Below are 12,561 nucleotides of genomic sequence, written 5' to 3' on the forward strand. Positions count from 1 at the left end.
TCGGTGCTGTTCGAACGAGACACGAAGGAGTGCCCGTGCCCGGTGAGAATCTGTCCCGCGACGAGGCCCGTGAGCGGGCAGATCTGCTGTCCGTCGACGGGTACGAGGTCGCCCTCGATCTGCGGTCCGCGGTCGGGGACGCCCCGGACGGGCCGCGTACGTTCCGTTCGGTCACCACGATCCGGTTCCGCTGCGCGACCCCGGGCGCGGGCTCGTTCGCGGACCTGGTGGCGCCGTCGGTGAACGCGGTCACCCTGAACGGCAAGCCGCTGGACCCGGCCGCGGTTTTCGACGGCACCCGGGTGGCGCTGGCGGACCTGGCCGCGGAGAACGTGCTGGTGGTGGACGCGAACTGCGCGTACAGCCGCACCGGCGAGGGCATGCACCGCTTCGTCGACCCGGAGGACGGCGAGGTCTACCTCTACACCCAGTACGAGCCGGCCGACTCGCGGCGGGTGTTCGCGAACTTCGAGCAGCCCGACCTGAAGGCCCCCTTCCGCTTCGAGGCGACGGCGCCCGAGGGCTGGACGGTGTGGTCCAACGGCGAGGGCGCCCGGGGCGAGGACGGGGTCTGGCGGTTCGCCGAGACCAAGCCGATCTCGACGTACATCACGTGTGTGGTGGCCGGGCCGTACCACTACGTGACGGACACCTACCGCCGTACGTTCGACGACGGCAGCACGCTGGAGATCCCGCTCGGCGCGATGTGCCGCAAGGGCCTGGCCCGGCACTTCGACGCGGACGACGTGTTCCTCGTCACCAAGCAGGGCTTCGACTTCTTCCACGACCAGTTCGACTACCCGTACCCGTTCGGCAAGTACGACCAGGCCTTCGTGCCGGAGTACAACCTCGGGGCGATGGAGAACCCGGGCATGGTGACCTTCCGCGAGGAGTTCATCTTCCGGGGCAAGGTGACGCAGGCGGCGTACGAGCGCCGGGCCAACGTCATCCTGCACGAGATGGCGCACATGTGGTTCGGCGACCTGGTCACCATGAGCTGGTGGGACGACCTGTGGCTGAAGGAGTCGTTCGCCGACTTCATGGGCAGCTTCTCGCAGGTCGAGGCGACCCGGTTCACCAACGGCTGGATCACCTTCGCCAACGGCCGCAAGTCCTGGGCGTACCGCGCGGACCAGCTGCCGTCCACGCACCCGATCACGGCCGACATCCGTGATCTTGAGGACGCCAAGCTCAACTTCGACGGCATCACCTACGCCAAGGGCGCCTCGGTCCTGAAGCAGCTGGTGGCGTACGTGGGCCGGGAGGCGTTCCTGGAGGGCGCCCGGCGCTACTTCAAGCGCCATGCGTACGGGAACACGCGCCTGGGCGATCTCCTGTCGGTCCTGGAGGAGGTCTCCGGCCGGGACATGGCGGCCTGGTCGCGCTCCTGGCTCCAGACGGCGGGTGTCAACTCCCTCACCCCGCAGGTCACTTACGACGCGGGCGACCGCATCACCGAGCTCGCCGTGGTCCAGGAGGCCGTCGAGGCCCATCCGACGCTGCGCCCGCACCGGGTCGCGGTCGGCCTCTACCGCTCCGAGGCGGGCGCCCTGGTGCGGTACGCGCGCGCCGAGGTCGACGTGGACGGGCCGCGCACGGTGGTGGCGGAGCTGGCCGGGGCCGAGCGGCCCGAGCTGATCCTCGTCAACGACGACGACCTCACGTACTGCAAGATCCGCTTCGACGAGGGCTCACTCGCCACCCTGCGGACGAACCTCGGCGACATCACGGACCCGCTGGCGCGCGCCCTGTGCTGGTCGGCGCTGTGGAACCTGACGCGGGACGCGCTGATGCCGGCGCGGGACTTCATCGACCTGGTGCTCTCCCACTCCGGGCGCGAGAGCGACATCGGCGTGCTCCAGATGCTGCACGCCTGGACCCGCTCGGCGCAGACGCACTACGCGGCGCCCGAGGGGCGCGAGCAGGGCGGGCGGCTGCTCGCCGAGGGCGCGCTGCGCGAGCTGCGGATCGCGGCGCCGGGCAGCGAGCACCAGCTGGCCTGGGCCCGTTTCTTCGCCGCCACGGCGACGACCGACGCCGACTTCCAGCTCCTCGAGGGGCTGCTGGCGGGGACGGCCAAGATCGACGGCCTGGAGGTCGACCAGGAGCTGCGCTGGGTGCTCCTGGAGCCGCTGGCCGCGCACGGCCGCGCCGACGAGTCGGTGATCGGCGCCGAGCTCGCCCGCGACGACACGGCCTCCGGCAAGCGCCACCAGGTGCGGTGCCTGGCGGCCCGGCCGTCGGCGGCCGTCAAGGCGCAGGCGTGGGCGCAGGTCGTCGAGTCGGACTCGCTGTCGAACGCGCTGGTGGAGGCCACCATCTCCGGCTTCGGCCAGCCCTCGCAGCGCGAGCTGATCGCTCCCTACGCGCCGAAGTACTTCGAGGTGATCGAGCGCCTGTGGGCCGAGCGGTCCATCCAGATCGGCATGGACGTCGTGCGGGGGCTCTTCCCGAGCCTGCGGGACAGCCGATCGACGCTCGATTCCACGGACGAATGGCTCACCGCCCACCCGGACGCGGCCCCGGCGCTGCGCCGCCTCGTCCTGGAGGCCCGTGACGACCTGGCCCGCACCCTGCGCGGCCAGGCCTGCGACGCGGCGGCGGCCGCCCGCTGACGCCCGGCGGGGGGCCCGGCGACGGGCCCCCTGATCGGCACTCGAACGCCCGTACTTTAGGACGGGCTTGTCCGGAATTGTCGACGGGCTTGTAACAGCGGTTAAGGGCCGCTCCGGGCGCGGAACACCCCCGGGCATGAACCACAACACCCCGACCTTCGGCGGCGAGACCCCCTCCCCGCTCTCGCCGCGCCCCCTCAGCCACCTCACCGACATGCACCGGCGCGTCTACTCGGCGGCCCAGCTGCGCGCCCACGGCGTCCCGGCCGCCACCACCGCCGCCCAGTGCCGCCCCGGCGGCCCCTGGCAGCAACTGCTGCCCGGCGTCTACGTGTTGCACCCGGGACCGCCCACCAACGAGGAGCGGCTGCACGCGGCCCTGCTGTACGCGGGACGCCCGGCCCCCGAGCGCGCCAAGGCGATCCCGGTCCCGGGCCAGGCGCACGCGGCGCCCTGCGACGCGATCGTCACCGGGCTCGCCGCGCTCGCCCTGCACCGCTTCTCCTCCGCTCCCCCGCTGCTCTCGCTCGACCGGATCGACATGCTCGTGCCGCGCACCCGGCGGCTGCGCTCGACCGGCTTCGTACGGCTGGTGCGGACGCAGGTGATGCCGGTACCGGAGCCGGTGGCCGGGGTGCCGGTGGCGCCGGTGCCGAGGGCGCTGGCGGACGCGGTGGCCCAGCTCACCGACGCGCACGCGGTACGCCGACTGCTCACCGAGGCGGTACGCGGCGGGCACTGCGAACCGGCCGCGCTCGTACGGGAGTTGACCCAGGCGCGGCTGCTGACGCGGTCGCACGTGGTGGACGCGGTGGACTCGCTGCTCACCGAGGGGCGGGCCATCGCCGAGAACCGTCTCTACGAGATGGTGCGCACCCACGAGCTGCCCGACCCGCTGTGGAACGTGGACCTGCGGCTGCCGGGCGGGCCGCACATCGGGGGCGTGGACGCGTACTGGCCGGACCAGGCGGTGGCGGTGGAGCTCGACACCCGGTCGCCGCGCCAGCGGCGCCGGCGGAAGGAGGACGACGAGCTGTGGTGCGAGTACACGCAGAAGCGCGAGACGCTGGAGCGGCTGGGGATCACCGTCGTCCACCTCACCCCCCGGAAGCTGCGCGAGTCGATGGACCAGCAGGCGACGGTGGTGCGCACCGCCCTGATGGCCTCGGCGGACCGGGAGCCCGCCGCGTATGTGGTGGTGCTCCCCCGGTGAAGGGAACGAGAAGGGGAACGGGGGAGCACCACGAACGGGGAGCACCACGAACGGGGAGCACCCCGAAGTCACCTGACAGGCCCGGTCACTTGACCGGTTCGGCCGCCGGTGCGGTGCCGCAGAACTCGGCGACCACGACCGCCGCGCTGTCACCCGACCAGTCGCCGTTGAAGTTGAACGCCAGGGAGTGGCGCCCGTCCTTGGTCGTGAGAGTCACGGAGGACGAGCCGTGGATCCCGCCGTCGTGGCCCCAGACCTCGGTGCCGCAGGGCAGCTTGTTCTCCATCAGACCGAGCCCGTAGCCGGCGTCGGGGGTGTCGGACCCCACCGGGACGGTGGTGGTCATCTCCTTCAGCTGGCGCTGCGGCAGCAGCTCGCCGGTCAGCAGGGCGCGGTAGAAGCGGTTCAGATCGGCGGAGTCCGACACCATCTCGCCGGCCGAGCCCGCCATCGACGGATCAAGCGCGGTGACGTCGTACGTCCGGCCGGTCGTCTGCTGGGACAGCTTGGAATAGGCGCGGCCGCTGGGCCGCGGCATCCGGGAGTCGGTGCCCGGCAGCGTGGTGGAGCGCAGGTGCAGCGGGCGCAGGACGCGGCGGTCGATCTCGGTGGCGTAGGAGTGTCCGGTGGCCTTCTCGATCACCATCCCGGCCAGGACGAAGTTGGTGTTGGAGTAGTGCCAGGAGGTGCCCGGTGCGAAGTCCGGCGCATGCGTCATCGCGATGTCCACCAACTGCCGTGGTGTGTAGGTGTCATAGCGGTGCCGGAGGAAGTCCGCGGTGAAGACCCGCTGCCCGAAGGTCTGGTCCTGGGTGTAGTTGAAGATGCCGCTCGTGTGCTGGAGGAGCCGGCGCAAAGTGATCTTCGTGCCGTCGTGGCCGTTGCCCCGCACCACGCCCGGCAGCCAGTGCTCGACGCTGTCGTCCAGGCTCAGCCTGCCCTCGGCTTCGAGCTGGAGGACGACGGTGGCCACGAACGTCTTGGTGATGGAGCCGACCCGGTAGCGGTCCTCGGCCCGCCGCTCGCGGCCGGTGCGCAGATCGGCGACGCCCGCCTCCCCGGTCCAGCCGCGCCCGCCGTCCTGGGCGAGCCCGACGACGCCCGGCACCCCGGCGCGCACGGCCGCGTCCATGGCCTGCTGGGTGGCCCGGTGCGAGCCGGGCGCCGCGTCCCGCGCGGAGGCCGGGGCCGCGCACACCGTCGCGGTGATCCCCGCGGCCACGGCCACCCCGAGGGCGGCGGTCCTGACTCTCCTGCCCCTGCGTATGGACATGTGCTCTCTCCCTGTTCGCCCGCGGCGCCCCCTACGGCGCCGTCGGCGGACAGGACCCCGCCTGCGCCGGGCGAGTTGCCCGGCGGGCCGGGGTTGAGCGGATCTCAGCCGATCCTGGCCCCCTTCCGGGCGGTCGCGGAAGGCCCGGAGGCGCAACCGGTCACGTAACCTTGAGGGGTTAGCACCGTCGCCTTGAGGGGTTGGCACCGCCTTGAGGGGTCAGCACCGTCGCCTTGAAGGGTTGGCACCGCCTTGAGGGGTCAGCACCGCCGCCGCACGACCCCGTACGTACGAGAGGAGCCCGGGATGTCCGCGCCCGATCCGCGCCCACTCACCGGAGAGCCCGTCTCCCTCGACCTGCTGAACACGCGATGGACGCACGACGGGGAGCGTCAGGATCTGCTCGCCTCCGCCGACGGGCTCACCGTCTGGCTCGCCTCCACCGGCCTCGACGCCCGCTTCCCCGCCGACCGGGCCGCGCTCGGGCCATTGCTGCGGGCCCGGGACGCGCTGCTGCGGGCCGTGGAGCACCCCGGCGAGCCAGCGGCGGCCGCCGGTCTCGACGCGATCCTGGAGCACGGCCGCATTCGCGCCACTCTCTCCGCCGAAGGGCCGGGCGAGCGGGCCGAGTTCGCCGATCCGGCGTGGGGGCCCGCCTGGACGGCCGCGCGGGACTACCTCGATCTGCTGCGCACCGCGCCGGACCGGATCCGCGCCTGCGCCCATGACGCGTGCACCCTGCACTTCTTCGACACCTCGCGGAACGGCACCCGCCGCTGGTGCTCGATGGCCGCGTGCGGCAACCGTGCGAAGGCGTCCCGTCACTACGCCCGTACGCGCGAGAGCTGATTCGCCCCGTTTCACCCGGCCTCGCGCCCGATGGCGTATGGCGGGATCCCGCCATGTCCGATTCCGGACACGGTCAACTCTCCACAAACAACCGCCACATAGGCGATGCTCAGCGGTCATCCGGCACCGTATTCCGGACCCTTTCTGACCATTAGGGAAGCTGATGACCTCCGATTCACCGCGCGCCATACCCGGCGCTAGACGCACGGCCCAGATAGCGGCCGCGGCCGGCATGGTGGCCGCGCTCGTCGCCGCGGGCGCCGCCCCCGTCTTCGCCTCCGGGACGGCCGGTCCGACGCCCGCTCCGGTGAAGTCCACGCCCGCGAAATCCCCGGCGGATCCCGCGGCCAAGCTCGGCGCGGCCGACGAGCAGCGGCTCGCCGAGGCCGAGGCCAAGGGCGAGAAGACCGTCACCGTGATGGTGGCGACCGCCCCCGGCGCCACCGGCGCCGTCTCGCACCAGCTCGACTCGGTGCCGGGCGCCACCGTCGGCAAGACCGACGACAAGCTCGGCTATGTGCGCGCCACCCTGCCGACCGGCACCGCGGAGTCGGCCCTGAAGGCCGCCGCGAAGCTGCCCTCGGTCCACGGGATCGACCTCAAGCAGGAGATCCAGCTCGACGACCCGACCCCGTCGGCCGACAGCGCCAAGGGCGCGAGCGCGCCGCGCAAGTCCCTCTCGGGCTCGTTCGCGGCGCCAGGCAAGGACACCCCGGCGAAGAACCCGTACAACCCGTCCTTCGAGACGGGCGCGGTCGACTTCGTCAAGCAGCACCCCAAGGCCGACGGCCGCGGCATCACCATCGGCGTCCTGGACTCGGGCGTGGACCTGGGCCACCCGGCGCTGCAGAAGACCACCACCGGCGAGCGCAAGATCGTCGACTGGGTCACCGCGACCGACCCGGTGGCGGACGCCGACGGCACCTGGCGCCGGATGAACACCGCCGTGTCCGGCCCGGAGTTCGCCTTCCAGGGCCGCAGCTGGAAGGCCCCGGCGGGCAGCTACGACGTGAGCCTCCTCTCGGAGAAGGTGACCGCGGGCGGCGACGCCAAGGGCGACCTGAACCGCGACGGCGACACCACCGACACCTGGGGCGTGCTCTACGACCCGGTCGCCGAGACCGTGCGCGTGGACCTCAACAACAACGGTGACTTCACCGACGACGAGGCCATGAAGCCGTACAAGGACGGCTACCAGGTCGGCTACTTCGGTACGGACAACCCGGCGACCGACGTCGTCGAGCGCATGCCGTTCACCGTCGAGATCCGCAAGAACGTGAAGTACGACGCGGCCGGGCACACCTCCGACTACGTCAACATCGGCGTCATCGAGTCCGAGCACGGCACCCATGTCGCGGGCATCACCGCCGCGAACGGGCTGTTCGGCGGCAAGATGAGCGGCGCCGCCCCCGGCGCCAAGATCGTCTCCTCGCGGGCCTGCAACTGGTCCGGCGGCTGCACCAACATCGCGCTGACCGAGGGCATGATCGACCTGGTCACCAACCGCCACGTCGACATCGTCAACATGTCGATCGGCGGCCTGCCGGCGCTCAACGACGGCAACAACGCGCGCTCCGAGCTCTACAAGCGCCTCATCGACACCTACGGCGTCCAGCTGGTCATCTCGGCCGGCAACGAGGGCCCCGGCGTCAACACCATCGGCGACCCGGGCCTCGCGGACCACGTCATCTCGGTCGGCGCCACCATCTCGCAGCAGACCTGGGCCTCCAACTACGGCTCCAACGTGTCGAAGAAGTACGACATGATGCCGTTCTCCTCGCGCGGCCCGCGTGAGGACGGCGGCTTCACGCCGACGCTGTCGGCGCCGGGTGCCGCGATCAACACCACGCAGACGTGGCTGCCGGGCTCCCCGGTCAAGGAGTCGGGCTACTCGCTGCCGGCCGGCTACTCGATGCTCCAGGGCACCTCGATGGCCTCGCCGCAGGCGACGGGCGCCGCGGCCCTGCTGCTGTCGGCCGCCAAGCAGAAGCACCTCGACCTGGCCCCGGCCGACCTGCGCACCGCGCTGACGTCGACGGCCAAGCACATCAAGGGCGTTCAGGCGTACGCCGAGGGCGCGGGCCTGATCGACATCGTCGACGCCTGGGACGCGATCCAGGACGGCGCGACCGCGCACGAGTACAGCGTCAAGGCGCCGGTGAAGACCGCGCTCGACTTCGCGCTGAAGACGCCGGGCTTCGGCACCGGCATCTACGACCGCGAGGGCGGCCTCAAGGCGGGCGAGAAGAAGACGTACGACGTCACCGTCACCCGCACCACGGGCCCGGACAAGGCCGTGAAGCACAAGCTGTCGTTCAGGAACAACGACGGCACCTTCAAGGTCCTGGGCTCCGACGAGGTCGCGCTGGGGCTGAACACGCCGGTCACCGTCAAGGTGCAGGCGCAGCCGAAGTCGGCGGGCGTGCACAGCGCCATCCTGGAGGTCAACGACAAGCGGACCAAGGGCGTGGACCAGCAGATCCTCGCCACCGTGATCGTCGCCAAGCCGCTGGCCAAGCCGGCCTACACCTTCACGGACTCGTCCTCGGTGCAGCGCAACAGCACCAAGTCGTACTTCGTGAGCGTCCCGGCGGGCGCCAAGGCGCTTGAGGTCTCCATGGGCGCGCTGCGCTCGGGCAGCCAGACCCGGTTCATCGCGATCCACCCGTACGGCGTGCCGGTCGACGACACGGGGACGCCCAACTGCTACCCGAACTACGACAACCCGGCCAACAAGTGCCGCCCCGACCTGCGCTCCTACGCGGACCCGCAGCCGGGCGTGTGGGAGATCGAAGTCGAGTCGCGCCGTACGTCGCCCTACCTCGACAACCCGTACAAGCTGGACGTGGCGCTGCTCGGCGCCGTCTTCGACCCGGCCGTGAAGACCGTCCCGGAGGCCAAGGTCGGCACCTCGACCCCGGTCGAGTGGAAGGTCACCAACAACTTCGCCGCCATCGACGGCAAGCTGCAGGGCGGCGCGCTCGGCTCCGCGAAGGTCGCCAAGCCGACCATCAAGGCCGGTGAGGTCCAGACGAGCACGCTGACCATCGGCGAGGGCGTGGAGCGCCTCGACGTCGCCATCGGCGGCGTCTCGGACACCGCGGCCGACCTGGACCTCACGGTCCTCAAGGACGGCGTGCAGGTCGGCTCGTCCGCGGACGGCGACTCCGAGGAGGCCGTCAGCCTGGTGAAGCCGGCCGCCGGCACCTACACCATCCAGGTCGCGGGCTACGCGGTCCCGTCCGGGTCCACCACGTACAACTACCGCGACGTGTACTACGCGCCGTCGCTCGGCACCGTCAAGGTCGACGACTCCAAGACGGTCAAGCTCGCCAACGGCGCCACGGCGACCGTCGGCGCGCAGGTCCTGGTGAGCGGCGCGGCCCCCGAGGGACGCCAGTTCTTCGGCGAGGTCAAGCTGGTCAACGCGCGCGGCACCGCCGCGGGCACCGGCAGCGTCGTGATCGAGAAGGTCACGCCGTAACGGTGTGAGCACGTAGGGAGGGGCCCGGCGTTCTTCGTGAACGCCGGGCCCCTTCTTGTTCTTTTGCATGCGTACGTCTACGGGTCGTACGCGTACGTCTACGGGCTCAGCCCTTGAGTGAGCCCAGGTCCTGGGCGTAGGTGCCCACCGCGTGCGCGATGACGTCGATGTTGAGGTCGAAGTACGCGCGGTCGATGTTCTTGAGGGTGTCACCGGCCGCGTGGTAGTTCGGGTCGTACGGCTTGTTGGCCTCGCCGCCCGCCCCGGCCGCCTGCTCCTCGGTCTTGAGGCCCTCGGCGCCGGTGAAGGTGCCGCCCGCCGGGATGCCCTGCTCGATGAAGGGGCCGTAGTCGGAGCGGCCGTCGAAGTCGGTGCCCCAGTGCGGGACGCGCTTCTTGTCCAGGTAGCCGTTGATCAGCCGCTCGATCTGGGCGGAGCCCGCCGGGCCCGCGCCCTCGCCCACGTTGTCGGAGTTGTCGCCGTCGTAGACGAGCTCGGCGGGGTTGGGCGAGCCGATCATGTCGAAGTTGAGGTACAGCTTGATCCGCTGCTTCTGCTGTGCCGTCAGGGACTTGACGTAGTGCTCGGAGCCCAGCAGGCCCAGCTCCTCGCCCGACCACCAGGCGAACCGCACCTTGTTGGCGGTCGGCCTGGGGTGCTTCTTGGTCTGCTTGGTCTCCTTGGCGAGCTTGAGCGCGACTTCGAGCAGACCGGCCGAGCCGGAGCCGTTGTCGTTGATGCCGGGCCCGGCCGGGACCGAGTCGAGGTGGCTGCCGAGCGCGACGACGTTCGCCGGATCGCCGCCCTTCGTCTCGGCGATCACGTTGCGGGTCCTGTGGGCGACCGCCTCGGTGGCGACGTCCAGGGTGACCGTGACATCGCCCTTGGCGACCTGCGCGGCCAGCGCCTCGCCGTCGGCGAGCGAGATGCCGGTGGCGGGGATGTGCGCGTTGGCGGGGTCACTGACGGTGCCGTGGACGGGGGCGTCGCCGGAGTGGTTGTAGAGGATGATCCCGGCGGCGCCCGCCTTGGCGGCGACGGCCTCCTTCTCCTGGAAGGTGCAGCTGCCGCGCTTGACCAGGGCGATCTTGCCGGTGAAGGTGTCCGACGCGTAGTCGTCGAGCGCGCAGCCGGGGGTCGCGTCGACGCGGGCCGCCTTGACCTGGGCGGTGAGTCCGCCGGCCGGGCTCGCCTTGCTGAACTGGAAGGCGGCGGTCTTCAGCTCGCGCGGCCCCGCTGTCACGACGGTGAGCTTCTCGCGCAGGGTCTTGGACTCGTGGATGTCGAAGTCCTGGTACGCGACGTCGTACCCGGCGCCCTTGAGCTGCCCGTAGACGTACGCGGCCGAGGCGTCGTAGCCGGGTGTGCCCGCGGCGCGGGTGCCGCCGTTGGCGTCGGCGATCTTCTGGAACTGCTCCAGGTGGCGGTAGGCGCTCTCCCCCGACGCCTGCGACACCAGCTTCTTCGCCAGGCGCTGCGCCTGCTTCTGCGGGTCCTTGTGGGCGTGCGAGTGGGCGACGTGCGGGTGGGCGACGGCGGGGGCGGCTGCCGCCAGGAGTACGGGGGCTGCGGCCAGGGCCGCTATGGCCCGGCTGCGGCGGGGTGCGCGCACGGGGTTCCTCCGGAATGCGGGAAGCGATGACCGTTTATCGGTCCGGACGGCAGGACCGTAACCAGCGAATCGTCCGTCGGAAGGCATTTCGGGCCGGATGCAACAGAGCCGCCATGAACTCGTCACAAGTGGGCAGCTGTCCCACACCCCGGACAATGGATTGGACAAGTCCGGCGGGCGCCGACGCATGATGGGAGCGCCGGAGCCGTACATGCGCGTACAGAAGGAGTCACCGTGAGGGTCGGAATCGTCGGAGCCACCGGACAGGTCGGCGGAGTCATGCGCACCATCCTCGCCGAGCGGAAGTTCCCGGTCGACGAGCTGCGCCTGTTCGCCTCCGCGCGGTCCGCGGGCTCCACCCTCACGTGGGAGGGCCGGGAGATCACCATCGAGGACGCCTCCACGGCCGACTACACGGGCCTGGACATCGTGCTCTTCTCGGCGGGCGGCGCGACCTCGCGCGCGCTGGCGGAGAAGGTCGCCGGGCAGGGCGCGGTCGTGATCGACAACTCGTCGGCGTGGCGGCGCGACCCCGAGGTCCCGCTGGTGGTCTCCGAGGTGAACCCGGAGGCGATCAAGGACCGCCCCAAGGGGATCATCGCCAACCCGAACTGCACCACGATGGCCGCGATGCCGGTGCTGCGGCCGCTCCACGAGGAGGCCGGGCTGACCGCGATGGTCGCCACCACCTACCAGGCCGTGTCGGGCTCGGGGCTCGCGGGCGTGGCGGAGCTGCACACCCAGGCGTGCGCGGTGGCCGAGGCGGCGGACCAGCTGGCCTTCGACGGGGAGTCGGTGTCCTTCCCTGAGCCGAACGTCTACAAGCGCCCGATCGCCTTCAACGTGCTGCCGCTGGCGGGGTCGATCGTGGACGACGGGTCGTACGAGACGGACGAGGAGCAGAAGCTCCGCAACGAGTCCCGCAAGATCCTCGGCATCCCGGACCTGAAGGTCTCCGGCACGTGTGTGCGCGTCCCGGTCTTCTCGGGCCACTCGCTCCAGGTGAACGCGCGCTTCTCGCGGGCGATCGGGGTGGAGCGGGCGTACGAGCTGCTCCGCTCGGCGCCGGGTGTCGAGCTCTCGGAGATTCCCACGCCGCTGGAGGCCGCGGGCAAGGACGCGTCGTATGTGGGCCGGATCCGGGTCGACGAGACCGTCGAGAACGGTCTCGCGCTGTTCCTGTCCAACGACAACCTGCGCAAGGGGGCTGCGCTGAACGCGGTGCAGATCGCGGAGCTGGTGGCGGACGAGCTGCGCGGCTGACCCCCGGGTTTTTGGCCCCACCCCGCCCCTTCCCTGAACCCTCCGGGGGTGGGTGGGGGTGAAGGTGGCTCTCCCGGGGGCTACGCCCCCGGACCCCGCTGCGGGGCCTGCGGCCCCTGCACCCCGCTCCCGTTTGTCTGCGGACCACATGTGGCTGGTCGCGCAGTTCCCCGCGCCCCTACAGGGGCCAAGCCGTTCATCCAGGCGTACGACCCGGCCACCTGGCGCTCGCCCGCCGACGCCATGGCCGCC

The 12,561-nt window shown here is 71.3% G+C and carries 6 protein-coding genes and 1 pseudogene; 5 read left to right on the plus strand and 2 right to left on the minus strand.

The window, feature by feature from the left end:
• Positions 1-35 precede the first annotated feature (35 nt).
• The gene (pepN, locus tag AB0G17_RS24460) at positions 36-2,615 is read left to right on the plus strand and encodes an aminopeptidase N (RefSeq protein WP_361386590.1); all 2,580 of its coding nucleotides are present in this window, start codon (positions 36-38) and stop codon (positions 2,613-2,615) included.
• Between the two features lie 136 nt (positions 2,616-2,751).
• Positions 2,752-3,828 carry a hypothetical protein gene (locus tag AB0G17_RS24465; protein ID WP_361386593.1) on the plus strand — a complete coding sequence of 359 codons (1,077 nt, stop codon included), beginning with the start codon at positions 2,752-2,754 and terminating at the stop codon, positions 3,826-3,828.
• Between the two features lie 85 nt (positions 3,829-3,913).
• Here the strand turns inward: AB0G17_RS24465 and AB0G17_RS24470 are convergent, their stop codons facing one another.
• On the minus strand, positions 3,914-5,101 hold the full coding sequence (locus AB0G17_RS24470; RefSeq protein WP_361386596.1) for a serine hydrolase domain-containing protein: 1,188 nt from the start codon (positions 5,099-5,101) through the stop codon (positions 3,914-3,916).
• A gap of 306 nt (positions 5,102-5,407) precedes the next feature.
• Here AB0G17_RS24470 and AB0G17_RS24475 point away from each other — a divergent pair, with 306 nt between their 5' ends.
• Both AB0G17_RS24475 and AB0G17_RS24480 read left to right on the plus strand, forming a co-directional pair.
• Positions 5,408-5,950, plus strand: a complete 543-nt coding sequence (locus AB0G17_RS24475; RefSeq protein ID WP_361386599.1) for a CGNR zinc finger domain-containing protein — start codon at positions 5,408-5,410, stop codon at positions 5,948-5,950.
• 163 nt (positions 5,951-6,113) lie between these two features.
• Complete coding sequence (locus tag AB0G17_RS24480; protein ID WP_361386602.1) at positions 6,114-9,434, plus strand: S8 family serine peptidase; 3,321 nt, start codon at positions 6,114-6,116, stop codon at positions 9,432-9,434.
• Here AB0G17_RS24480 and AB0G17_RS24485 read toward each other — a convergent pair.
• Positions 9,427-11,046, minus strand: a pseudogene (locus tag AB0G17_RS24485) (M28 family metallopeptidase); the annotation flags it as partial. The gene AB0G17_RS24480 and the pseudogene AB0G17_RS24485 overlap by 8 nt on opposite strands.
• Before the next feature lie 234 nt (positions 11,047-11,280).
• Here AB0G17_RS24485 and AB0G17_RS24490 point away from each other — a divergent pair.
• Positions 11,281-12,309 carry an aspartate-semialdehyde dehydrogenase gene (locus AB0G17_RS24490; RefSeq protein WP_361386605.1) on the plus strand — a complete coding sequence of 343 codons (1,029 nt, stop codon included), beginning with the start codon at positions 11,281-11,283 and terminating at the stop codon, positions 12,307-12,309.
• Positions 12,310-12,561 lie beyond the last annotated feature (252 nt).

The organism is Streptomyces sp. NPDC023838 (assembly GCF_040639555.1).
In the GTDB taxonomy this organism is placed as follows: domain Bacteria; phylum Actinomycetota; class Actinomycetes; order Streptomycetales; family Streptomycetaceae; genus Streptomyces.